Origin of the sequence: Aquabacterium sp., from assembly GCF_036279675.1 — a bacterium.
Classification (GTDB): domain Bacteria; phylum Pseudomonadota; class Gammaproteobacteria; order Burkholderiales; family Burkholderiaceae_C; genus Aquabacterium.
The window spans coordinates 1-21,989 of record NZ_DASUIS010000093.1 but is presented as its reverse complement, the minus strand read 5'-3'; the positions used below and the strand labels follow the sequence as shown (position 1 = coordinate 21,989).

The following is a 21,989-nucleotide window of genomic DNA, read 5'->3' as shown; positions in this document are numbered from 1 at the left end:
GCAAGGAGTTTTGGTGATGGCGTATGCCCGGGTTCTGGAGTCGGTCACGCTTTTGGCGCCCGCCTTATTGATGGCGGTGTCGGCCTTGTTGTCCTGGCTGGGCAAAGGGTCGATGGCCGGGCCTTGGCGAGGCTTCATGGCGCTGTCTTTTGCCGCGCTGGCGATGGCCGCATGGGCACTCGTACAGGGAGGCGGTGGTCAATCCTGGCACCCGGCGCTGCACGCGTCGACGTTGGGCCTGTGGATGGCCTTGCTCGTGCAGGTATTGGGTACCGTCATCGGCAGCTTTTCCGCCCGGTATCTGGAAGGGGAAGCGGGGCAAGGTCGATACGCCGCGGCTTTGGCCCTTGTGTTGTCGGCGGTACACCTGCTCCTGATGGCCGATCACTGGGCCCTGCTGATCGGCAGCTGGGCCCTGGTTGGGATGGCCTTGCAGCATCTGCTGTGCTTCTACCCGGACCGTGCCTTCGCGCGGTTGGCTGCCCACAAGAAGCGGATCGCCGATCGGCTGGCCGATGTCCTTCTGATCGGCGCCGCAGCCTTGGCCTGGCGCGAGGTCGGTAGTGGTTCGCTCTCGGATCTATGGGCTCACATTGGTCGAGAGGGCGTGTCGCCATCCTTGCAAGCCTGCGCGGTGGGCCTGGTGCTGGCCGTCATGCTGCGAACGGCCTTGCTGCCCGTGCATGGCTGGCTGATCCAGGTCATGGAAGCGCCAACGCCTGTGTCGGCACTGCTACATGCCGGGGTGGTCAATCTTGGCGGTTTCGTGCTGATTCGATTTGCACCCCTCCTGGAGCAAGCCATGCCTGCGCGGGCCTTGCTGCTGTTGTTCGGTCTGTCGACCGCTGTCCTGGCTGGCATGGTGATGCTCACCCGCATCAGCATCAAGGTCAGGCTGGCCTGGTCTACCGTGGCTCAGATGGGCTTCATGCTGCTCGAGTGCGGTCTGGGGTTGCATGCCATGGCCGCCTTGCACCTGTTTGGGCACTCGATCTACAAGGCCCATGCCTTCCTGTCGGCATCGTCCGTGGTGCGTGAGACCAGGTTGCAAGCCATGCGCGGCACGTCAACACCCGTGCCCGCGAGCCTGGTAGCCGCGCCGCTTCTGACGATCTCGGTGATCCTGTTGATGCAGGAATTGTCCGGCCTGTCTTCCTGGCCATGGTGGTGGAGTGTGATGCTGGGCCTGGCCTGGGCGCCCGTGCTGTGGCTGCCGACGGCGTTTGCTGATCTGGTCGAAGGTGTGCGGCATCTGTGTGCCGGCCTGTTGATGGTGTCTGGCCTGTCTGGCGTCACCTTGCTGGCCCATGCCTTGCCGTTGGGCATCCACGATGTACCTCACCACGTACTGGGGTTGATCGCCTTGCTGGGCATGTTGGCCTTGTATCTCTGCCTGGCTTGCCTGCAGTACAAACCGGCGGTGCTGAAGAACTGGCGGCGCTGGAGCTATGCAGGCTTTTACGTCGACGAGGCCTACACGCGCCTGGCATTGCAACTGTGGCCAGGCGACTGGTCACAGCCATCCCGGCAACAGCACAGGCAGTACGCCAAGGCATCGCCGCTGGCGGATGCCTCACCTTGATCTGTTGGCAAGGAGAACACCATGACGGATACCGTGATCGCTCCTCCCTCACAGAGCCTGGCGCCAGACCCGACCCTGAATCGCCAGATTGATCAGGCATGTCGCCAGGCCTGTCAGGCCATCGCGCCTGCCTGGCCTCTGGACCGCGCGATTGCCGTCAGTCCGCACTGGTCTCGCATCGGCATGCCGGTGCGTCGTGTCGCGGCACGGATGGCCTTGCTGGGCAAGATCCAGGTGTGGCCGTCGCGCCAGCTACAGCACCTCGCCTGGCAAGAGGGGCGGATCACCCCCGATGACCTGGCGCAGGCATTGCAGCGTTTGCCTCAGGCTTGGGCCAGCGGCATGACATCGCAGCACTGTGTGGCAGCGCTGCAGTCGGAGATGGATCTGGTACAGCTGCCTTTGCTGATCGATGTGCTGGACAACGACCCCGGACGCCACAGGCGCCTGTCCTGGCGCCAGGCCATCACGCACCAGGTCAGTCAGACCTGCGCGGCCTATTTCGACACGCACCAGGCCAACTGGCAGCCAGAGCGGAACCTGGGCTTGTACGCATTCTGGCGAGATACGCTGCAGCACGATCACGGTATCGGTGTGCTCATGGGCCTGCCTCACATCGGTCGTGCGCTGGATGCCTTGCCTGCCACGGCATCGGAAGCAGAGCAATGGGCCCTGAGGCGCCTGGGCTTGCCCGCAGCGGTGTGGGCGGATTACCTGGAGGCGGTGCTGCTGACCGTCAACGGCTGGGCCTCCTGGTGTGCCTACCTGGGTTGGCAGGCCGGTCTGGCGGGGAAGACGGATCCACATCTGCGCGAGCTGCTGGCCATTCGCCTTGCCTGGGGGGCCTTGCTGCTGGAGTGCAAGGACGACGCTGCAGCCGAGCAGGCGTTTGCGACCTTGCAGCAAGCCTGGGGACAGGCCCACGCCTTGTTGATGGAAGCCGAAGAGGCCTTGCTGGTTGACGAGGTCTGGCAAGTGGCGCTGGAGTTGGGCTACCAGCGCACACTGGCGCAGCGCCTGCTGGGAGCAGGGCGTATGGAGCTGGCTCGGAAGAATGTGGAAGTCCAGGCGGTGTTTTGCATCGATGTGCGCAGTGAACGTCTGCGTCGGGCGCTCGAGGTCGCGTGGCCGGCCGTCCAGACCCTGGGGTTCGCCGGCTTCTTTGGCTTGCCACTGGCGTACACACCATTTGGCACGGCAGTCAGGCGGCCGCAATTGCCCGGATTGATGGCGCCTGCCCTTGCCGTGACGGACCGCATGGTGTCGGCGGATGCCGTCTCATGCGACTCGGACGGGCAGAGTCTGGAAGCGGCCGGCCGGTCACGTCGGGCGCGGTTCGCCTTGTCCGAACAGTGGTCGGCGGCCAGCCGTTGGCCTGGCGGCGCCTTCTCTTTTGTCGAGGCCGCAGGATGGGGCTATCTGGGCAAGCTTGGCGGTTGGGTGTGGCCGTCCAGGCAGGCCCGTGCGCGAGATGATCTGGCGGGGGTGCCCTCGCGCTACCGCCCGATCTGCAGGCCGCACGTGCTCGGCCTCGCGCCGGAAGCCAAAGTGGACCTGGCCGCGCGCGTGTTGCACACCATGGGACTGGTCAACAGGCTGGCACCGCTGGTGCTGCTGGTTGGGCATGGCAGCCAGTCCACCAACAACGCGCACGCGGCGGCGCTGGATTGCGGTGCCTGCTGTGGTCAGACAGGCGAAGTCAACGCCCGCAGCCTGGCCTTGCTGCTCAACGAGCCGGAAGTACGCGACGGCTTGCAAGCCAGGGGCATCGAGATAAGCGCATCCACGGTGTTCGTCGCCGCGCTGCACAACACCACCACGGATGAAGTCGAGGGCTTCGATCTGGACCTCTTGCCATCCGCCTCGCGTGCCCGTTGGGAGCGCTTGCTGGAGGCCTTCATGCAGGCAGGTGATCAGGTACGCAGCGAGCGGGCGAGTGGCCTCAGGCTGGATGCCGGTTTGCCGCACCGCGATCTTCTTGATCGGTTTCGTTGCCGCGCCAACGATGGGGCGCAAACCCGGCCTGAATGGGGGCTCGCCGGTAACGCCGCTTTGGTGATGGCACCTCGTCAGCGCACCCTGGGCGTGAAGCTGGATGGCCGAAGCTTCCTGCATGACTACGATACCGTCCAGGATCCTGACGGCAGTGTGCTCGCTGCGCTCATGACCGGGCCCATGCTGGTCGCGCACTGGATCAACTGGCAATACCACGCCTCGACCTGTGACCCGGTGCGCCTGGGCAGTGGCAACAAGCTGCTGCACAACGTTGTGGGTGGCCACATCGGGGTCTTTGAAGGCAATGGGGGGGACTTGCGAATCGGTTTGTCTCGCCAGTCCGTGCACGATGGTGAACGCTGGGTGCACGAGCCACTGCGCCTGACCGTGGTGATCGACGCACCTGAGGCGACCATCAGCGCCATCATCGGTCAGCACGAGGTGCTCAGTTCATTGCTGAACAACGGCTGGTTGCACCTGTGGCGCTTCGAGAGCGCTGGCTTCTCGCGCTATCAGTCGGGCCAGTGGTGCCAGGCTGTGCCTGGTTGACGGGGCAGCATGCGGGGTGTGCCCACCGCCGCATGCGCGGAGACCGAAGCCGGCCTCAGACGTTGAACAGGAAGTTCAGTACATCGCCATCCTTGACGATGTATTCCTTGCCTTCGGCGCGCATCTTGCCCGCGTCCTTGGCGCCAGCTTCACCCTTGTACTGGATGAAGTCGTCAAAGGCGATGGTCTGGGCGCGGATGAAGCCCTTTTCGAAGTCGGTGTGGATCACGCCAGCCGCCTGCGGGGCCGTGTCACCCACGTGAATCGTCCAGGCGCGCACTTCCTTCACGCCGGCGGTGAAGTAGGTCTGCAGGCCCAGCAACTTGAAAGCCGCGCGGATCAGACGGTTCAGACCGGGTTCGTCCTGGCCCATTTCGGCCAGGAACATGGCGCGGTCCTCGTCTTCCATTTCGGCCAGCTCGGCTTCCGTCTTGGCGCAGATGGCCACCACTTCGCCCTTCTGGGCTGCAGCAAATTCGCGCAGGCGGTCCAGGAAGGGGTTGTTCTCGAAACCGGTTTCCGACACGTTGCCGACGAACATGGCGGGCTTGGCGGTGATCAGGCACAAGGGCTTGAGCAAGGCCAGCTCTTCCTTGCTGAAGTCGATCGAACGGACCGGCTTGGCCTCGTTCAAGGCAGCCTGGCATCGGTCCAGCACCTTGACCAGCGCCTGCGCATCCTTGTCACCTGCACGAGCCGTCTTGTTGTAACGAACCAGGCTCTTTTCCACGGTGCCCAGGTCTGCCAGACACAGTTCGGTCTGGATGACCTCGATGTCCGCGATCGGGTCGACCTTGCCGGCCACGTGGATCACGTTGTCGTCTTCGAAGCAGCGCACCACGTTGACGATGGCATCGGTTTCGCGGATGTGGGAGAGGAACTGGTTGCCCAGGCCTTCACCCTTGGAGGCGCCTGCCACCAGACCGGCGATGTCGACAAACTCCACGATGGCGGGCAGGATGCGCTCGGGCTGAACGATCTCGGCGAGCTTGGCCAGACGAGGATCAGGCACTTCTACCACGCCCACATTGGGTTCGATCGTGCAGAAGGGGTAGTTTTCAGCCGCGATGCCGGCCTTGGTCAGGGCGTTGAAGAGGGTGGACTTGCCGACGTTGGGCAGACCCACGATGCCGCACTTGAGGCTCATGGATGTTCCTGGTTGGAGACAGACGAAAGGAAGACGGACAAGCCTTGCGCCCCATTTCCCGGGGCGCAACACACGCCAAACCCGTCATTTTACGCGGTGAGCGTTGCTGTGTCGGCCATCCTGCGGCCGAGGTGCTTTTGAAATCCATAATAGGCTGGTTGAAACCGGGACAAAATCGGCGGCAGTCAGCATCGCACAAGGCGGTGCATAAGCGCTTCCAGACTTTTTTCATGACCAAGACAGCTTTTGATGTGTGTGTGAGCGGCTCTGGCGCCGTGGCGATGAGCCTGGCTCTGGCGCTGTCGGCCGATGGCTGGCGTGTGGCCTGGGCGAAAGCGCCAGCTTCCGGCAAGCCCGGCCAGCCGGATGTGCGCACCTATGCGCTCAATGCCCGTGCCATCAACTTGCTGGAGCGTTTGCGGGTCTGGCCGGCCTTGAAGGCCAGTTCTGCGGCTGTTCTGGAGATGGATGTCCGGGGCGACGAGGGCGGCGCCTTGTCCTTTTCTGCCTGGCAGCAATGCGTGCGTGAACTGGCCTGGATCGTGGACGCCGCCGAGCTGGAGCGCCTGCTGGGCGAGGCCATGCGATTTGCCCCACGTGTCGAGGTGGTGCCGCCGGTGACCGAGCAGGGCTCGCCCGTTGACGCCAGTCTGCTGGCCATTTGCGAAGGCAAGTTCTCCGGCACCCGCTCATCGCTGGGCGTGTCTTTTGCCAGGCAGGAATACGGTCACTGGGGTGTGGCCGCGCGGTTGAAAGCCACGCAGCCTCACCATGGCGTGGCCAGGCAGTGGTTCCGCTCTCCCGACATCCTGGCCTTGCTGCCCTTCAATCAGCCGGATCCGGTGGCCTCTTATGGTCTGGTCTGGTCGGTGCCGCAGGCTCGTGCCGAGCACCTGCTGTCGCTGAACCCATCTGAATTCGAGCAGGAACTGCAGGATGCGATCCTGCTGTCCGATGCGTCGGCGCCCGCCAAAGTGGGGCAACTGAGCCTCACATCCCCGGTGGCGGCATGGCCTCTCGCTTTGGCGCAAGCTAGCCGCTGGACAGGCCCGGGCTGGGTCCTGCTGGGCGATGCGGCACATCTGGTACATCCGCTGGCGGGGCAAGGGCTCAACCTGGGGCTGGCCGATGTCGATACCCTGGTGACCGTGCTCAAGCAGGCGCGGGCAGACGAGCCGTGGCGTTCGCCTGGGGATGAGCGCACACTGCGCCGTTATGCGCGGCAGCGCGAGTGGCCTACCAAGGCCATGGCCGGCTTGACCGACGGCCTGCTGCACCTGTTTGCCGACGAACGTGCCCCCGTGCGCGATCTGCGCAATGCCGGCATGTCGCTGGTGCAACGACTGGGGCCGGTGAAGAACTGGCTGATCGGCCGCGCACTGGACAACTGATCCCATCTATCAAGAGCATTGTCAAAGGACTGAGGATGATTTCCAAATTTCGCGCACTGGCCGTGGCCAGCCTGTTCCTGACCATGGGGATCGCGGCCCATGCGCAAAGCGGGGAGTTGCCCGCCGCTCAACTGGCCGTCATCAAGGCCAAGCTGGCGCAGCGTGTGCCCGAATTGCCGCCCGTGGAGTCGGCCCGAAGCACGCCGGTGGCGGGCCTGATCGAGGTGAAGGTCGGCAACCAGATCATCTACACGGATGCCAATGGCGAATACGTGATCGAAGGTCAGTTGCTGGAAACCAGGACCCAGCGCAACCTGACCGAAGAGCGCATGGACGAGATCAACAAGGTGGACTTCGCCAATCTGCCCTTCAAGGACGCCATCGTCTGGAAGAACGGCAATGGCAAGCGTCGCCTGGTCATCTTTGCAGACCCGAATTGCGGTTACTGCAAGCACCTGGAGCGTGATCTCCAGCAAGTCAAGGACGTGACGGTCTACACCTTCATGATCCCGATTCTGGGAGACGACTCGCGCGTCAAGGTGGACAACATCTGGTGTGTCAAGGACCGCACGCTGGCGTGGCGTGACTGGATGCTCAATGGCTCCGCACCAGCCAAGGCCTTTGGCATGTGCGCGTCCCCCGCTCAGCGCAATCTGGCGCTGTCGCAAAAGCTGCGCGTCAACGGCACGCCGGCCATGTTCTTCGAAGATGGCTCACGCCTGGCTTCTGCCGCTTCGGCTGCGGTTGTGGAACAGCGTTTGAGCAAGGCCAGCGCCAAGGTCGGCGGCTGATCAGTATTCGGGCGGATCCCCGGGCGTTTGCTGCGGGGCGCCATCCATCTGCATGTCCACGTAGATGTCGTCTGCCCACTTGGCGTAGATCCGCACGGGCAGGTATTGCAGGCTGGGCGCAAACCAGATGTCGCCCAGCAAGGCGTTCTTGTCCTGCGTCAGCCTGCGTGGCTTGACGTGCATGGTGCGCACGTCGCCCATGCCAGTGTGCAGGACCTCTTCGTTGATCACATCGTAGGCAATCACATCCATCCGCTTGCTGGAGGCCAGCGGCATCTCGATGGTATTGCCTTGTTGCAGCAGGTTCGGGTGGGTGATGAACCTGTAGGCCAGATGGATCAAATGGCTGACGGGGTCCTGCAGGTCAGGCACACGCGCGATGCGCTCACCAGAAGCCAGCACCACCTCCTGCTCCTCGAATTTCAGTGTGGCGGGTTTGGATGACTTGAACAAGAACTGGTTGACGCTTTCGTAGCGCTCTGGCGAGAGACCATTGGCCCCCACCTTGCCTTCGCTGATCATGCTGATCCAACCCAGCAAGGGTACGCTGGCGTCCAGGCGAACCTGGTAGCGCTGATTCTGGCGAACCCACTCGACGGTCGCTCGCCCACCTTCGATGGGGCCACGATAGTAGACCTCCATCTTGTAGCTCACTTTGGTGGCTTTGGGCCAGATGAAGGTGGGGCCGCTGGCTGTTGGTGCAGGCTCGTTGGCCGCCACAGGCTTGTCGGCATCAGGGGTACTGGCGGCGGGTTCCGGCTCGGCGACCTTGGCCACGGTGTCTGGCGGGGTTGATGCGCCAGGGGCGGCGGCGCTGGCGCCATCAGCAACCTTGGCCGCAGATGCGGCATCGTCGGGCGCCGAGGCTGCCTTGGCCACTTTGGGCTCGCGCTTTTTCACGGCGGGTGCCTGAGGCGCGGCAGGAGGCGCAGGCGGTGCAGCGGCCGCGACAGGTGGCGCGGTCTGTTTGATTTCCGTGACGTAGGTGGCCTCCATGCGCTTGATGGAGGACCCGGCAGATGAGGACAGATCCGCCATCTGCTGGGAGACCTCATACGTCACCAGAAGATGGGCGAGCGCCACCAGCAGCGTCAGCGCCAGGATCACGATCCAGCGCCGCTGTGGGCGGGCGGCATGACCGTCCGGCATGCCAGGCGGCGTGGCTTGCGGTAACTTCAGGCTTGCAGCCATGCCTGCCTGCGTGCGAGTTTGTCGGGGGCCTGGCCGACATCAGCCAGGCTCAGGGTCACGATGTCGGAGGCGTGGCTGGGCGCCGTAGCAGCCGCCTTGGCCTTGCCCTGCGCCGAGCCTTCCTGTGCAGGCACGGTCAGCGTCAGGACCTTCTGATCACGGCAGATCAGCAGCGTCTGAGCCCGCTTGGCATCGTGCCAGGCCGCGAGATCGTCGGTCTTCCTGACGCGCCAGCCAGCCAGCGCCAGCAACTCGTCGCCCGCGCTCAGGCCCATGCGCTCGGCCAGGCCTCCGCGCATCACGGCCTGCACCTTGGCTGCGCCAGGGGTGTCCTGCACGCGCATGCCCCATTGCTGAGGCAGCGGCGCGGCCTTGCTGCTCCAGGCGATGCCCAGGCGGTCCAGCAGGTGCTGAAGGGGCAGTTCCTCGCATTGTTCGGTCCACTTGTCCAGCAGCGCCAGCCAGGCTTGCTCGACGGGCGTGCCCGCCTTGACCTGCAGACCTTGCGGGTAACGCCCGGCTTCATCAGCCAGGGCCTGGGCCACATCAGCCTGTGTGATGGGGCGGCCCAGTTGCCACAGGCGCTGCATGACGCCATCCAGCGACGGATGGGCCTTGCCGGAGGCGGGCAGTTCACGCAGGGCCAGATCGAGGGCCAGTGCCACCAGAGAACCCTTGGTGTAGTAGCTCACGGTGGCGTTGGCGGTGTTCTCGTCGGGACGGTAATAGCGCGTCCATGCATCGAAGCTGGCCTGGGCCACGCTGTAGCTCAGGCGGCCAGGCGTGGACAGCACCTGGTTGACCGTCTTGCCCAGCAGCTTGATGTAGGTGGCGGCGTCGATCAGGCCGGTGCGCAGCAGGAACTGGTCGTCGTAATAGGAGGTGAAGCCTTCGAAGAACCACAGCATGCGCGTGTGGTTCTCTTTGGTGTAGTCGTACGGCGCGAACTCGACCGGCTTGAGGCGCTTGACGTTCCAGGTGTGGAAGTACTCGTGGCTGATCAGGCCCAGCAGGGTGGTGTAGGCGTCCTTGTTGACCGGGCGTCCCTGGCGAGGCAGATCCTTGCGGCCACAGATCAGGGCCGTGCTCTGCCGGTGCTCCAGCCCGCCGTAGCCATCTTCAATGACGTTGAGCATGAACACATAGTGATCGAACGGCGCCTTCTTGCGCCCGTGCCAGAAGTTGATCTGGGCTTCGCAGATCAGGCGCGTGTCGTCCAGCAGCTTCTGGCCGTCCAGATCGGCCGTGGCGCCGGCCACCACGAATTCATGGCGCACGCCCCGCACGGTGAACTCGCCGCGCCAGAAGGTGCCCAGCTCGACAGGGTGGTCGACCAGGGCGTCGTAATCGGGCGCCAGGTAGTCGCCCACGCCTTGTGCGTTGACCTTGGTCGCCGGCAGGGCCGTGGCCACTTGCCAGCCTTTGGGCAGACCGGCGATCTTCACCGCATGAGGCTGGTCTTCAAAGCCTGCCACTTTCAGGAAGACGCTGGTGCCATTGAAGAAGCCACGGCTGGCATCCAGAAAGGCCGCGCGCACCGAGGTGTCAAAGGCGTAGACCTCGTATTGCACGGTCAGGGCGGCCGAGCCCGTTGTGGCCACTTCCCAGCTCGCCTTGTCCAGCGGTGTCACGGCGATGTCGCGGGTGCCTTGCTTCGCCTTCAGCGGTGAGAGATGGCGCGCGAATTCCCGCACCAGGTAGCTGCCCGGGATCCACACCGGCAGGCTCAGTTGCTGCCGGGGCTGGGGCTTGTCGATACGCAAGGTGACCAGAAAGCGGTGCGCGTGCGCGTCGGCGACTTCAATGCGGTATTGGATCATCGGGCTGGGTGGCTCGTGTGGGGTGGCTTGGTGCTCGGATCAGTGTGCAGATCTAGGCGCCGATCAGATCTGGGCGGCGGCCAGGAAGCAACTCATGCTGGAGACGCAGGTCAGGCGGAAGCGCAAGGTAAGCCAGCCTGCTACGCCCAGTTCCGGGTAGCGCTTGCGGTCGCTCAGGTAGCAGGCAATCAGCAGCACGCCCAGCACGACCAGCCCCGCATGGGGCGGCATCAGCAGGGCCAGCCAGGCGGCCAGCGAATAGATCACGCCCGTCCACAGCGCGCGGCGATAGTGGGGGGGCGCCTCCATGTGCCAGGTCGAGCGCCACATCATCAGGCCCCAGGGGATGCCGCCCAGAAAGGCCACGATCAGCGCGGCGTAGCTGGTGATGGCGCGCACCACGAACATGAAGGGCTCGGCGTCGATGCGACCGACCAGCAACCAGATGAAGATGGCGCCACCAACGAAAGGGATCAGCCCCGCATAGGCCAGCTTGCGCGCCAGCTCGTCTGGTTCGGCATGGTGGTGATCGGGCAGCGTATGGGTGGCGGGCAGGTCGTTCATGGTGGACTTTGGTGCGATGTCGCCATTGTGGCAAGAAGCGCGCGGCTTGAAGGGCCGATCAGGCGGCCAACCAGCTGAAAACCGCGGGAATGTCGTCTGGCAGAGTCAACGCCTGCTTGCGCCATTGCTCGACCGTGTCCGTGCGGCTCCAGCCTTGCGGCAAGGTCAGGCCCACGCTCACGCTCAGCAGGGTGTTGCCTTGCAGGTGTTGCACCAGGGCCTGCCACAGGGCCGGGTTGCGGTAGGGCGTCTCGATTACCAGCTGAGTCTGATGCGCCTTGCGCGACAGTTGCTCCAGTTCCTTGATGCGCTGGCTGCGCTCCTGCGCTTCGACAGGCAGGTAGCCCACGAAGGCAAAGCTCTGGCCATGCAGGCCACTGGCCGCCAGGGCCAGAACGAGCGAGCTGGGGCCGGACAAGGGCAAGACACTCACGCCAGCCTTGTGCGCCGCCAGCACGACCGCTGCGCCGGGGTCCGCCACGCCAGGCAGGCCCGCTTCGGAAATCAGACCGACATCGTGCCCGGCCAGGGCAGGGGCCAGCAACTCGGCGATCTGGCGGGCCTCTTCCGAGCTGGGCGCACCACCTGTGCGCTTGTGGCCGCCCTTGGGTGGGCGTGGCAGCACCTGGATCTGCTGTTCCTGCATCGGGGCAGCCAGGGGGGTGATCTCGCCCACACGCTTGAGGAAAGCGCGTGTGGTCTTGGCATTCTCGGCAATCCAGTGGCGCAGCCCGGCGGCGGCCATGATCGCCCCCATGGGCAGCACCTCGCGCAGATCGGGCGCGGCGCTGCCTTCCGCCGTGTCCAGGCAACCCAGGTCCAGGGTATTGGGGATCAGCAGCAGTCGACCGTAGCGTCCTGGCTTGTCTTGGGGGGCTTGTGGCATGGCGAGTTCAGAGGGGAAAGTTATCGAGAATGGTGGCCGGGCGAGCTTTTCAGCGCAACGCGCGGCGCCAGGCCAGAGCGTCAGCGCCCGCGTCACGCATGAGGCGCGCGGTGGCGATCAGCGGCAGGCCAATCAGGGCAGTGGGGTCGTCGGAGACGATGCGCTCCAGCAGCACGATGCCCAGCGTCTCTGCTTTGGCGCTGCCGGCGCAGTCATAAGGCCGTTCGGCGAGCAGGTAGGTGTCGATATCGGCGTCGCTCAGATCCCGGAAGGTGACCGTGACGGTGCTCAGATGGGTGCTGGCGAACTGGCTGGCAGGGCGCATCACGCAGACGGCGGTGTGGAAGTGCACCTCCTGCCCGCGCATGGCCCGCAATTGCTCGGTGGCACGTTGATGGTCGCCAGGTTTGCCCAGCGCCTGGCCATGCAGTTCGGCGACCTGATCCGAGCCGATCACCAGCACATCTGAACTCGAAGCTATTTGCAACTGCTGGCAGACGTCCTGCGCCTTGGCCTGAGCCAGCCGCAAGGCCAGAGCGGCCGGGGACTCGCCAGGGAGGGGCTGCTCGTCCGTCCGGGGCGAGCAGGTCTCGAATGGCAGCCCCAAGCGAGCGAGGAGTTCCTTGCGATAGGGCGAAGTGGAGCCCAGCACGAGGCGGGGCCAGGCGGCAGTGGTGCTTGTCAAGGTGGCTTGCGGGCTGTGGCTGGAAGGCATGTGAACGCTGATCAAGGGCAGCAGGTCAGGGGGCGTTTGGCGGGCAGGCAAGGCCAAACCACGCGCGTATTGTCCCCGGGCTGGAGCGCTTGCCCTAAACTTGCGGCAATGAAAGCACGCACTTTTGCTCCCCGCAAGCTGGACATGGCCGCCTTTATCGAGTCCGGCGAAGAGATGGTGGGCGCCATGCCCGTCCAGGACTGGCCCCGTCTGGCCGAAGAATTGGCCAAGGATGCCGATGTGGCCAGCCTCAAGCCCATCAGCTGGCGCGCCCAGGGGCGTCTGGTGGCGCAGCGTGTGGGCGGCCCTCAGCTCTGGCTGGACCTGAGTGCGCATGGCGAAATTGCCCGCGAATGCCAGCGCTGCCTGCATGCCGTGACCCTTCCGCTGGCGATCGACACCAGCATCCGTTTCGTGAAAGACGAGGCGGCAGCCGCCGAACTGGATGCCGATTGTGACGACGACGTGCTGGCCTTGTCCCGTCAATTTGATTTGCAGGATCTCATTGAGGACGAGCTCATCATGGGACAGCCCATCGTGCCGCGCCACGAACAGTGCCCGACCGATGTGGCCGCGCTGATCAAGGCAGAAGTTGAAGCGGTGCCCCCTGGTCACGTGGCGCCCGCCGAGCAGCCTGGCGAGGCCGTGACGGCGTCGGGCAAGCCGAATCCTTTTGCAGTATTGGCGTCCTTGAAAAAGGATCGCACCTGACATTGATCCTTTGCCAGGATTCGTGCTAGAATCGCTGGTTTTCCGGGTAGACCAATTTATTTCGTGGGCAGAGGTGTGCACCAAAGCTTGCGTTTTTTGAGTGGTTTGGCCGGTTCAAAATCCATTTTTTAAACACTTGCGGACTGCAAGGCGCTCGGTTTCCAGCGGGTTTTCGTAACAGGAATCGCAACAGGAAACTGGCACGGTGTGGTCTGACAAACCGCGAGCTGCAAGCTAAGTTCGCACATCCGGAGTCCAACATGGCCGTTCAGCAAAACAAAAAGTCGCCCTCCAAGCGCGGTATGCACCGTTCGCACAATGCCCTGGTTACGCCGGGCACGGCCGTGGAAGCCACCACTGGTGAAGTTCACCTGCGTCACCACATCAGCGCCACCGGTTTCTACCGTGGTCGCAAGGTCCTCAAGACCAAGGCTGACGCCTCCTGATCTTTCAGATCTGACCCGGTTGCTGGCCGGGTATAAACAAATCACGCCATGAGGGCTGGGTCAACCGAAACATCGGTTCGCCAGCCCTTGTTCTTTTGTGCTTTCGTGAATGAATCATTTGCCCATGACTGCCTCCACGCCCAATTTGTCTGCCTCCCGATCGTCTGACGGGGTGATCTCCCCCGTTCGCATCGTTGTGGACGCCATGGGTGGCGATCATGGGCCGTCCATCACGCTGCCGGCAGCCAAGGCCTTCCTGGCCAAGCATGCCGATGCCGAGGTGGTGCTGGTGGGCCTGGCAGAAGCCATCGAACCTGCCCGCAACTGGCCTCGTACCACTTTGGTGCCGTGTACCGAAGTGGTGACGATGGAGGATCCGGTTGAAATCGCGCTGCGCCGCAAGAAGGATTCTTCGATGCGCGTGGCCATCAGCCAGCTCAAGGCCACGGCCGACAAGCCAGCCAATGCGCACGCTTGCGTGTCGGCGGGCAACACTGGCGCGTTGATGGGCCTGGCTCGCTACCTGCTCAAGACCGTGGATGGCATCGACCGTCCCGCCCTGGCCACCGTGATGCCCAACCAGAAGGATGGCTTCACCACGGTGCTGGATCTGGGTGCCAATGTGGACTGCTCGGCCGAGCACCTGCTGCAGTTTGCCGTCATGGGCAGCGCCCTGGTGTCGGCTGTCGATGGCAAGGACAGCCCCAGCGTGGGTCTGCTCAACATCGGCGAAGAGATGATCAAGGGCAGCGAAGTCATCAAGCAGGCGGGGGAATTGCTGCGCACGGCCAACGATCGTGGCCTGTTGAACTTCTACGGCAACGTCGAAGGCAACGATATTTTCAAGGGAACTTCGGACATCGTGGTGTGCGATGGCTTCGTCGGCAACGTCGCTTTGAAGACTGCTGAAGGCTTGGCGGGCATGTTTGCCTCCTTCATCAAACAGGAGTTCACGCGCAATATCGTCACCAAGATGGTGGCTTTGGTCGCCATGCCGGTGCTAAATCGCTTCAAGATGCGCGTTGACCACCGCCGCTACAGCGGTGCGGCCCTGCTCGGATTGCGTGGCCTGGTGTTCAAGAGCCACGGTTCTTCTGACGCCCTGGCTTTCGAAGTGGCGATGAATCGGGCTTATGATGCCGCCCGTCACAAGCTTTTGGACCGGGTTCACGACCAGATCGCAGCCACGCTTGTCAGTCTGCCGACTTCGGCTGACGCAAGCGGTTCGGCGGATGTGGGGCAGGCGGCCTGATCCACCCCTCAATGTCCACAAGACATACTGACGACAATTCACGTTCCAGCTCACAGGCGTTGACGGGCCCTCGATTTGCCCGCATCGCCGGAACAGGCAGCCAGTTGCCCCCCCGGCGTGTCACCAACCAGGAGTTGGTTGACCGCCTCGCCGCCGATGGCATCCAGTCCTCCAATGACTGGATCATCGAGCGCACAGGCATCCATGCGCGCCACTTTGCCGAGCCTGATGTCACCTCCAGCATGCTGGGCGTGCAGGCGGCTCGCAAAGCCCTCGATGCAGCCGGCCTGCAGGCCGAGGACATCGATCTCATCATCTGTGCCACATCCACGCCGGACATGGTGTTCCCGTCCGTGGCCTGCCTGATCCAGCGCGAGCTGGGCATCCACGGTTGCCCCGCGTTTGACGTGCAGGCCGTGTGCTCCGGCTTCATCTACGCCCTGACGGTGGCCGATTCCATGATCCGTTCGGGCGTGTCGCGCCGTGCGCTGGTCATCGGCGCCGAGGTGTTCTCCCGCCTGCTGGACTTCAAGGACCGGACCACCTGCGTGCTGTTTGGCGACGGCGCGGGTGCCGTCGTGCTGGAAGTGTCCGAATTGCCTGGTATCGTGTCCTCTTGTCTGCATGCGGATGGCCGTTACGTGGATCTGCTCAATGTGCCGGGCAATGTGTCGGGCGGGCAGGTTCTGGGTGACGTGACGCTCAAGATGGACGGGCAGGCGGTGTTCAAGCTGGCCGTCAACGTCCTGGACAAGGCGGCACACGAAGTGCTGGAAGCGGCAGGTCGGGACGAAACCTGCATTGACTGGCTGATTCCGCATCAGGCCAATTTGCGCATCATGCAGGGCACTGCCAAAAAATTGAAACTTCCGTATGACAAGATCGTGGTGACCGTCGATCAGCACGGCAACACCTCGGCGGCATCGATTCCGCTGGCACTGGACCATGCGGTACGCAGCGGCCAGATCCAGCGCGGCCAGACACTCATGCTTGAAGGCGTGGGTGGCGGTTTCACCTGGGGCGCGGTGCTGGTTGACTATTGACGCCAGTCGACGCACGCCTCTTGATTTCACCCACAACACTCATTTCTCAGAGACAGTACCAAGGACCTCGTCATGACTGCATTTGCTTTTGTGTTTCCCGGCCAGGGCTCCCAAGCCGTGGGCATGCTCAATGCGTGGGAAGGCCACGCCGCCGTGCGCGACACACTGGCCGAAGCCTCTGATGCCCTGGGTGAAGACATCGCCCGCCTGATTGCAGAAGGCCCCAAGGAATCGCTCGACCTGACCACCAACACCCAGCCCGTGATGCTGACGGCGGGTGTGGCTTGCTGGCGCGCCTGGCAGGCTGAAACCGGCCTGAATCCGGCTGCCGTAGCGGGCCACTCGCTGGGTGAGTACTCTGCACTGGTGGCCTCCGGCGTGCTGACCTTGAAAGATGCCTTGCCCCTGGTGCGCTTCCGTGCGCAAGCCATGCAGGACGCCGTGCCCGTGGGTACCGGTGGCATGGCCGCCATCCTGGGCATGGACGCCGAAGCTGTGAAGGCTGGTTGTGCTGAAGCTGCCGCCGCTGTCGGCGAAGCTGTAGAAGCCGTGAACTTCAATGACCCGAAGCAAACCGTGATCGCCGGCACCAAGGCAGCGGTCGATAAAGCCTGCGAGGTCTTGAAGGCCGCGGGCGCCAAGCGCGCCTTGCCCCTGCCGGTGTCGGCACCGTTTCACTCCAGCCTGATGAAGCCTGCTGCCGAGCGCCTGAAGGAAAAGCTGGTGGCCACGCCTTTTGCGGCGCCGCTGATCCCGGTGATCAACAACATCGATGTCGCGGTCGTGACTGACGCCGATGCCATCCGCGATGCCCTGTATCGCCAGGCTTTCGGCCCCGTGCGCTGGGTCGAAACCATCGCCGCCCTCAAGGCGCGGGGTGTGACACATGTGATCGAGTGCGGCCCAGGTAAAGTGCTGGCCGGTATGGTCAAGCGCATCGAGGCTGACCTGATTGCAACCACCATTTTTGATCCGGCTTCGCTTGCTGAAGCCAAGGGGCTGCTGGCATGAGCACGGAATTCAAGGGACAAGTGGCGCTGGTGACCGGTGCCAGCCGCGGTATCGGCCGCGCCATCGCGTTGAGCCTGGCCCAGCGTGGCCTCAAGGTCATTGGCACGGCCACCACCGAATCTGGCGCGCAAGGCATCAGCGACGCACTGGCTGGCTTTGAAGGCAGCAAGGGCATCGTGTTGAACGTGACCGATGGCGCCGCTGTGGATGCTGCCCTGGACGCCATCCTCAAGGAGCATGGCGCGCTACACGTGCTGGTCAACAATGCCGGTATCACGCGTGACAACCTGTCCATGCGCATGAAGGACGATGACTGGGATGCCGTCATCGACACCAACCTCAAGGCCGTGTTCCGTCTGAGCCGCGCCGTGATGCGCCCCATGATGAAACAGCGCCATGGCCGTATCATCAACATCACCTCGGTCGTGGGCGCCAGTGGCAACCCCGGTCAGGCCAACTACGCTGCAGCCAAAGCTGGCGTGGCCGGCATGACCCGTGCGCTGGCCCGCGAGCTGGGTAGCCGTAACATCACCGTCAACTGTGTGGCACCGGGTTTCATTGACACCGACATGACCCGCGCCCTGACCGAAGAGCAACATACCGCCTTGAAGGCGCAGATTCCGCTGGGCCGTCTGGGCCAGCCCGATGACATTGCCGACGCCGTGGCCTTTCTGGCCTCGCCTCAAGCCGGCTACATCACAGGGCAGGAATTGCACGTCAATGGCGGCATGTTCATGAACTGATTTTGAGATTGTTCAGGGAATCTCAATTTCCTTTTTCGAGCCGTCGGCGTTATAGACACGCCGAACCGGTAAAATCCCTGGTTTGTTTGCACCACCTCCTGGAGGAGTCATGAGCGATATCGAAGCACGCGTCAAGAAGATCATTGCAGAGCAACTTGGTGTTGCCGAGTCTGAAGTCAGCCCCGAGAAGGCCTTCGTTGCCGACCTGGGCGCCGATTCCCTGGACACCGTTGAACTGGTGATGGCCCTCGAAGACGAGTTCGGCATCGAAATCCCTGACGAAGAGGCTGAAAAGATCACGACAGTGCAACTGGCGATCGATTACGCCAAGTCGCACGTCAAGGCCTGAGCCGATTGAGTCAGACCAAGGCCCTTGCTCGCTGAGCTCGGGCCTTGTTCACATCGAATCAACCTTATTCATATCCAAGCATGACCCGTCGTCGCGTCGTCGTCACAGGCCTGGGCCTGGTTACCCCCGTGGGCAACAATGTTCAGGAATCCTGGTCGAATCTGGTTGCTGGCCAATCCGGCATCCAAACCATCACCAAGTTCGATGCCTCGGCGTTCGCCTGCCAGTTCGCAGGTGAGGTCAAGGGCTTCAACATCGAGGATTACATCCCCGCCAAAGAAGCCCGCCACATGGATACCTTCATCCATTACGGTCTGGCTGCTTCCATGCAGGCCGTCCGTGATGCGGGTCTGCCTACGGGCGAGGCCCTGACACCTGAGCTGGCTGAACGCATTGGCGTGATGGTTGGCTCCGGTATTGGTGGTCTGCCCATGATCGAGCAGACCCACAAGGAATACACCGATCGCGGCCCTCGCCGCATCTCGCCCTTCTTCGTGCCCGCATCGATCATCAACATGATCTCCGGCCACGTGTCCATCCAGTACGGATTCAAGGGCCCCAATATCGGCGTGGTCACGGCTTGTACGACGGGCTTGCATGCCATCGGTCTGGCTGCCCGCATGATCGAGTACGGCGATGCCGACGTGATGGTCGCTGGTGGCGCTGAGGCCACCGTGTCGCCCTTGGGCATTGGCGGTTTCGCTGCTGCCCGCGCACTGTCCACACGCAACGATGATCCCAAGACGGCTTCACGCCCCTGGGACAAGGACCGTGACGGCTTCGTGCTGGGTGAGGGCGCTGGCGTCATGGTGCTCGAAGAGTACGAAAGCGCCAAAGCGCGCGGCGCCAGGATTTACGCGGAACTGGTCGGCTTCGGCATGACTGGTGATGCCTATCACATGACCGCACCGGATGTGGACGGCCCCAAGCGCTCGATGCTGTCGGCGCTGCGCAATGCAGGTATCAACACCGATCAGGTTCACTACCTGAATGCGCACGGTACCTCCACGCCGCTGGGCGATGCCAACGAAACGAACGCCATCAAGGCGGCGTTTGGTGATCACGCGAAGAACCTGATCGTCAACTCGACCAAGTCCATGACGGGGCACCTGCTGGGTGGTGCTGGCGGCATTGAATCCGTGTTCACGGCTCTGGCTGTGCACCACCAGATCTCGCCTCCCACGATCAACATCTTCAACCAGGATCCCGAGTGCGACCTGGACTACTGCGCCAACACCGCGCGCGAGATGAAGATCGACGTGGCCGTGAAGAACAACTTCGGCTTCGGCGGCACCAACGGTTCGCTGGTGTTCAAGCGCGTCTGATTGACGGGTGCGCCGGGCTTTGTCGCGAGTCAGCATGGCCCCGCACCCCATGATGAAACCCAGCACCTGGGCCCTCTGGTCGGGCTCGGGTGGCTTGCCTTCGGTCCACAGGGCCGCGGCCATCTTCTGGCTGCTGGGCGGTGTGATGGTGGTGGCCTGGGTTGTGGGGCTGGTCCATGAAGTCGCGGTCTGGGGCGGTTCGCCGGTGCTGTTGATCGCCGGCTTGTCGGTGGCGGTGGGCTGGTGCTGGCTGGCGTGGTCTACGTGGTCCACCTGGCGCGCCGACCAGTCCCCCCTGACACTGGTCTGGACAGGGCCGGTTCGCGAGATTCAGGAAGATGGCGTTACCTTGACCGTTGGTGGGTTTCGTCTGGCGCAATGGGATTCGGCCGTGCGGGTTGAGGTCCTGATGGACCTGCAACGCTGGATGTTGCTGCGTGTGACATCCCTTCATGCGACGGCGCCGCGGCAATCCTGGATCTGGCTGGACGCCAAGGTGCAGCGACCGGGGGCGAGCGCTGGCCTGACCCGGAACTCTCTGCATCATCTGAGGTCTCTTCTGTATCTGCCTGCTCGCCTGACGACACTGACGCAGGCAAGTCGTGCGCCACTGAGCGTGGCTATGCATGGCATGGCCCAGGCGATGGCATCATGGGCGCACACATTCAAATCAGGATTCAAGTTGCGTTCTTCTGCCATGCCATCTGGCTCGATGCACAGCCTCAGTCAGATCCACTCCACCACGGAGTCGGCTTTCCCCTCTACGCTCGTCATGCGTGACGATGATGTTTGCGACCCACTGGCCGCACGCACCGGGGAGCGCGCGTGAAGCCTCAGGACCCTGTCAATCCAGGTCAGATCGACCAGGATGAAATCAGTCGTGCGCCCGTCGCCGAGACCGAAGGGGTGGCGCACACCGAATTGGTCGAGCCCATCGTTGATGTGGACGCTGCCTTGGTCGAACGTGTGCAGCGCGGCGACCAGAAAGCGTTCGAAATGCTGGTCGTCAAGTACCAGCGCCGAATCGAACGTTTGATTGCCCGCATGGTGCGGGATGTGGATCTGGTCGAAGACATCGCCCAGGAGACCTTCATCCGTGCTTATCGCGCCTTGCCCAACTTCCGTGGGGAAAGCGCGTTCTACACCTGGCTGTATCGCATCGCCGTCAACACGGCCAAGAAGGCCATGATCGGCCTCAAGCGCGATCCGGTGCTGACCGAATCGGCCATGGCGTCGAGCAGCGAGGACGACGAAGACAGCTCTCGTGTGGAAAATGACCTCAGCGACGGCGAGACCCCGGAGTCCGTGCTGGCCAGTCGGCAGATTGCCCAGACGGTGAACGCGGCCATCGAATCCTTGTCGGAAGACCTGCGCCAGGCCATCACGCTGCGTGAAATCGAAGGCCTGAGCTACGAAGAAATCTCTGAAATGATGAACTGTCCGATCGGGACGGTTCGTTCGCGGATTTTCCGGGCTCGGGAGGCCATTGCGTCGCGTCTGCGCCCCTTGCTGGACACGCGACAGGGCGAACGCTGGTGACGTCACGCTCAAATGTAAATCTGAGTGAACTTTTTTCGGCGAGCCGAGTCTGTCAGGCATGAGGTTGTTGCGCTGCGCGGCACCCCAGGTACGAATCAGGAGCAAATACGCATGTCTGACCGTTTCAGTGACAGTGATGCCGCTCGGCTGGCCTTGTCGGCATTGGCCGATGGTGAGGCGCAACCCCAGGAAGTCGCTCGTGCGTGCGCTGCCTGGCGGGATCAACCGGATGCACGCGCCGCCTGGCACACCTATCAGATGATCGGTGACGTGATGCGCTCGGAGGATCTGGCCGAGACCAGCGCCGGGAACGCCTTTCTGAACAAATTCCGTGAGCGTCTGGCGCAGGAGCCTGTGGTGCTGGCACCGAGTGCCGCACAGGCTGCACAAGCGCAGCGCGCCGCCGCCGAGGCGAAGGCGCCTGTTGCGGTGGTGCACCCGCTCAAGCGCCGGGCCTGGGCTGGTCCGATGGCCGTGGCAGCAGGTTTCGTGATGGTCGTGGGCGCCCTGATGTCTTCACAACTGCTGCCTGGTGGCAACGCCACGAACACCGGTGACGCCACGGTGGCGCAGGCGGGTTCTGGTTTCATGCAACCCGCAGGCGGGGTGGTCAATGGCTTTGTGCCAGTGCAATGGACAGGCGGCGTTGTTGCCGAGCCTGGGCGCATGCCTGGTTTGTCGATTGGTTCTGGCGCTTCGTTCAGTCGCCCGGGTGATGTGGTGATCGTGCGAGACCCTCGATTGGATCAGGCGCTCGCTACCGAGCACGGAGGGCAGGGGGCTGACCCGTCGTTCGCCGCGCAAGGCGCATTGATGAGACAAGTGGTGTTTGACGGCCGTTAAGGCAGCCAACTTTCCGCCTTGCAGGCCGCTGTGGAGCTGAGAAGCTGCAGCGGCCTTTGTCTTTGTTATCTTTACTTCTCTTCACACCAGGTCAGT

At 63.3% G+C, this 21,989-nt stretch carries 21 protein-coding genes; 15 read left to right on the top strand and 6 right to left on the bottom strand.

Annotated elements, in window-relative coordinates:
• The first annotated feature begins 16 nt into the window (after positions 1 to 16).
• Positions 17 to 1,582 (top strand): NADH-quinone oxidoreductase subunit L, encoded by a 1,566-nt coding sequence (locus VFW93_RS11270; RefSeq protein WP_329694087.1) that lies wholly within the window; start codon positions 17 to 19, stop codon positions 1,580 to 1,582.
• A 21-nt stretch (positions 1,583 to 1,603) separates the two neighbouring features.
• Positions 1,604 to 4,126 carry a DUF2309 domain-containing protein gene (locus VFW93_RS11265; RefSeq protein WP_329694086.1) on the top strand — a complete coding sequence of 841 codons (2,523 nt, stop codon included), beginning with the start codon at positions 1,604 to 1,606 and terminating at the stop codon, positions 4,124 to 4,126.
• Positions 4,127 to 4,181: 55 nt separating this feature from the next.
• Here the strand turns inward: VFW93_RS11265 and ychF are convergent, their stop codons facing one another.
• Positions 4,182 to 5,273 carry a redox-regulated ATPase YchF gene (ychF, locus tag VFW93_RS11260; RefSeq protein WP_329694085.1) on the bottom strand — a complete coding sequence of 364 codons (1,092 nt, stop codon included), beginning with the start codon at positions 5,271 to 5,273 and terminating at the stop codon, positions 4,182 to 4,184.
• 230 nt (positions 5,274 to 5,503) lie between these two features.
• On the opposite strand from ychF, the gene VFW93_RS11255 reads away from it, so the two are divergent.
• Both VFW93_RS11255 and VFW93_RS11250 read left to right on the top strand, forming a co-directional pair.
• Positions 5,504 to 6,664: an FAD-dependent monooxygenase gene (locus VFW93_RS11255; RefSeq protein ID WP_329694084.1), complete on the top strand. Its 1,161-nt coding sequence runs from the start codon at positions 5,504 to 5,506 to the stop codon at positions 6,662 to 6,664.
• Positions 6,665 to 6,699: 35 nt separating this feature from the next.
• A complete protein-coding gene (locus VFW93_RS11250) occupies positions 6,700 to 7,455 on the top strand; it encodes a DsbC family protein (protein ID WP_329694083.1) in 756 nt (251 codons plus the stop codon).
• Here the strand turns inward: VFW93_RS11250 and VFW93_RS11245 are convergent, their stop codons facing one another.
• The 5 genes from VFW93_RS11245 to VFW93_RS11225 form a co-directional block, all read right to left on the bottom strand.
• The gene (locus VFW93_RS11245) at positions 7,456 to 8,646 is read right to left on the bottom strand and encodes a DUF3108 domain-containing protein (RefSeq protein WP_329694082.1); all 1,191 of its coding nucleotides are present in this window, start codon (positions 8,644 to 8,646) and stop codon (positions 7,456 to 7,458) included.
• Positions 8,631 to 10,466: a peptidase M61 gene (locus VFW93_RS11240; RefSeq protein WP_329694081.1), complete on the bottom strand. Its 1,836-nt coding sequence runs from the start codon at positions 10,464 to 10,466 to the stop codon at positions 8,631 to 8,633. The genes VFW93_RS11245 and VFW93_RS11240 overlap by 16 nt, the downstream gene beginning before the upstream one ends.
• 63 nt (positions 10,467 to 10,529) lie before the next feature.
• Complete coding sequence (locus VFW93_RS11235) at positions 10,530 to 11,030, bottom strand: DUF3429 domain-containing protein (protein WP_329694080.1); 501 nt, start codon at positions 11,028 to 11,030, stop codon at positions 10,530 to 10,532.
• 58 nt (positions 11,031 to 11,088) lie between these two features.
• The gene (locus VFW93_RS11230) at positions 11,089 to 11,916 is read right to left on the bottom strand and encodes an SAM-dependent methyltransferase (protein ID WP_329694079.1); all 828 of its coding nucleotides are present in this window, start codon (positions 11,914 to 11,916) and stop codon (positions 11,089 to 11,091) included.
• A gap of 49 nt (positions 11,917 to 11,965) precedes the next feature.
• On the bottom strand, positions 11,966 to 12,631 hold the full coding sequence (locus tag VFW93_RS11225) for a Maf family nucleotide pyrophosphatase (RefSeq protein WP_329694078.1): 666 nt from the start codon (positions 12,629 to 12,631) through the stop codon (positions 11,966 to 11,968).
• A gap of 108 nt (positions 12,632 to 12,739) precedes the next feature.
• Between VFW93_RS11225 and VFW93_RS11220 the strand changes: the two genes are divergently transcribed.
• The 11 genes from VFW93_RS11220 (at position 12,740) to VFW93_RS11170 (ending at position 21,893) form a co-directional block, all read left to right on the top strand.
• Positions 12,740 to 13,342, top strand: coding sequence for a YceD family protein (locus VFW93_RS11220; protein ID WP_329694077.1), 603 nt, complete (start codon positions 12,740 to 12,742; stop codon positions 13,340 to 13,342).
• Between the two features lie 260 nt (positions 13,343 to 13,602).
• Positions 13,603 to 13,788 carry a 50S ribosomal protein L32 gene (rpmF, locus tag VFW93_RS11215; protein ID WP_133607876.1) on the top strand — a complete coding sequence of 62 codons (186 nt, stop codon included), beginning with the start codon at positions 13,603 to 13,605 and terminating at the stop codon, positions 13,786 to 13,788.
• Positions 13,789 to 13,912: 124 nt separating this feature from the next.
• The gene (plsX, locus tag VFW93_RS11210) at positions 13,913 to 15,040 is read left to right on the top strand and encodes a phosphate acyltransferase PlsX (RefSeq protein ID WP_329694076.1); all 1,128 of its coding nucleotides are present in this window, start codon (positions 13,913 to 13,915) and stop codon (positions 15,038 to 15,040) included.
• Between the two features lie 11 nt (positions 15,041 to 15,051).
• Positions 15,052 to 16,083 (top strand): beta-ketoacyl-ACP synthase III, encoded by a 1,032-nt coding sequence (locus VFW93_RS11205; RefSeq protein WP_329694075.1) that lies wholly within the window; start codon positions 15,052 to 15,054, stop codon positions 16,081 to 16,083.
• 72 nt (positions 16,084 to 16,155) lie between these two features.
• Positions 16,156 to 17,094 (top strand): ACP S-malonyltransferase, encoded by a 939-nt coding sequence (fabD, locus tag VFW93_RS11200; protein WP_329694074.1) that lies wholly within the window; start codon positions 16,156 to 16,158, stop codon positions 17,092 to 17,094.
• Positions 17,091 to 17,837: a 3-oxoacyl-ACP reductase FabG gene (gene fabG, locus VFW93_RS11195; RefSeq protein WP_329694073.1), complete on the top strand. Its 747-nt coding sequence runs from the start codon at positions 17,091 to 17,093 to the stop codon at positions 17,835 to 17,837. The genes fabD and fabG overlap by 4 nt, the downstream gene beginning before the upstream one ends.
• A gap of 109 nt (positions 17,838 to 17,946) precedes the next feature.
• On the top strand, positions 17,947 to 18,186 hold the full coding sequence (gene acpP, locus VFW93_RS11190; protein WP_035034663.1) for an acyl carrier protein: 240 nt from the start codon (positions 17,947 to 17,949) through the stop codon (positions 18,184 to 18,186).
• A gap of 80 nt (positions 18,187 to 18,266) precedes the next feature.
• Complete coding sequence (gene fabF / locus VFW93_RS11185; protein ID WP_329694072.1) at positions 18,267 to 19,511, top strand: beta-ketoacyl-ACP synthase II; 1,245 nt, start codon at positions 18,267 to 18,269, stop codon at positions 19,509 to 19,511.
• A 49-nt stretch (positions 19,512 to 19,560) separates the two neighbouring features.
• The gene (locus VFW93_RS11180; RefSeq protein ID WP_329694071.1) at positions 19,561 to 20,340 is read left to right on the top strand and encodes a hypothetical protein; all 780 of its coding nucleotides are present in this window, start codon (positions 19,561 to 19,563) and stop codon (positions 20,338 to 20,340) included.
• A gap of 92 nt (positions 20,341 to 20,432) precedes the next feature.
• Positions 20,433 to 21,050, top strand: coding sequence for an RNA polymerase sigma factor RpoE (rpoE, locus tag VFW93_RS11175; protein WP_414639657.1), 618 nt, complete (start codon positions 20,433 to 20,435; stop codon positions 21,048 to 21,050).
• 111 nt (positions 21,051 to 21,161) lie between these two features.
• Positions 21,162 to 21,893 carry a sigma-E factor negative regulatory protein gene (locus tag VFW93_RS11170; RefSeq protein ID WP_329694070.1) on the top strand — a complete coding sequence of 244 codons (732 nt, stop codon included), beginning with the start codon at positions 21,162 to 21,164 and terminating at the stop codon, positions 21,891 to 21,893.
• The last annotated feature ends 96 nt before the right edge of the window (positions 21,894 to 21,989 follow it).

Coding starts and splice junctions, on each gene's coding strand:
- VFW93_RS11235 (WP_329694080.1), bottom strand. CDS start 11,030: ATGAACGACCTGCCCGCCACCCATACGCTGCCCGATCACCACCATGCC.
- VFW93_RS11250 (WP_329694083.1), top strand. CDS start 6,700: ATGATTTCCAAATTTCGCGCACTGGCCGTGGCCAGCCTGTTCCTGACC.
- rpmF (WP_133607876.1), top strand. CDS start 13,603: ATGGCCGTTCAGCAAAACAAAAAGTCGCCCTCCAAGCGCGGTATGCAC.
- VFW93_RS11270 (WP_329694087.1), top strand. CDS start 17: ATGGCGTATGCCCGGGTTCTGGAGTCGGTCACGCTTTTGGCGCCCGCC.
- VFW93_RS11255 (WP_329694084.1), top strand. CDS start 5,504: ATGACCAAGACAGCTTTTGATGTGTGTGTGAGCGGCTCTGGCGCCGTG.
- fabF (WP_329694072.1), top strand. CDS start 18,267: ATGACCCGTCGTCGCGTCGTCGTCACAGGCCTGGGCCTGGTTACCCCC.
- VFW93_RS11230 (WP_329694079.1), bottom strand. CDS start 11,916: ATGCCACAAGCCCCCCAAGACAAGCCAGGACGCTACGGTCGACTGCTG.
- VFW93_RS11245 (WP_329694082.1), bottom strand. CDS start 8,646: ATGGCTGCAAGCCTGAAGTTACCGCAAGCCACGCCGCCTGGCATGCCG.
- VFW93_RS11180 (WP_329694071.1), top strand. CDS start 19,561: ATGATGAAACCCAGCACCTGGGCCCTCTGGTCGGGCTCGGGTGGCTTG.
- acpP (WP_035034663.1), top strand. CDS start 17,947: ATGAGCGATATCGAAGCACGCGTCAAGAAGATCATTGCAGAGCAACTT.
- plsX (WP_329694076.1), top strand. CDS start 13,913: ATGACTGCCTCCACGCCCAATTTGTCTGCCTCCCGATCGTCTGACGGG.
- fabG (WP_329694073.1), top strand. CDS start 17,091: ATGAGCACGGAATTCAAGGGACAAGTGGCGCTGGTGACCGGTGCCAGC.
- VFW93_RS11265 (WP_329694086.1), top strand. CDS start 1,604: ATGACGGATACCGTGATCGCTCCTCCCTCACAGAGCCTGGCGCCAGAC.
- VFW93_RS11205 (WP_329694075.1), top strand. CDS start 15,052: ATGTCCACAAGACATACTGACGACAATTCACGTTCCAGCTCACAGGCG.
- VFW93_RS11225 (WP_329694078.1), bottom strand. CDS start 12,631: ATGCCTTCCAGCCACAGCCCGCAAGCCACCTTGACAAGCACCACTGCC.
- ychF (WP_329694085.1), bottom strand. CDS start 5,273: ATGAGCCTCAAGTGCGGCATCGTGGGTCTGCCCAACGTCGGCAAGTCC.
- VFW93_RS11240 (WP_329694081.1), bottom strand. CDS start 10,466: ATGATCCAATACCGCATTGAAGTCGCCGACGCGCACGCGCACCGCTTT.
- fabD (WP_329694074.1), top strand. CDS start 16,156: ATGACTGCATTTGCTTTTGTGTTTCCCGGCCAGGGCTCCCAAGCCGTG.
- VFW93_RS11170 (WP_329694070.1), top strand. CDS start 21,162: ATGTCTGACCGTTTCAGTGACAGTGATGCCGCTCGGCTGGCCTTGTCG.
- VFW93_RS11220 (WP_329694077.1), top strand. CDS start 12,740: ATGAAAGCACGCACTTTTGCTCCCCGCAAGCTGGACATGGCCGCCTTT.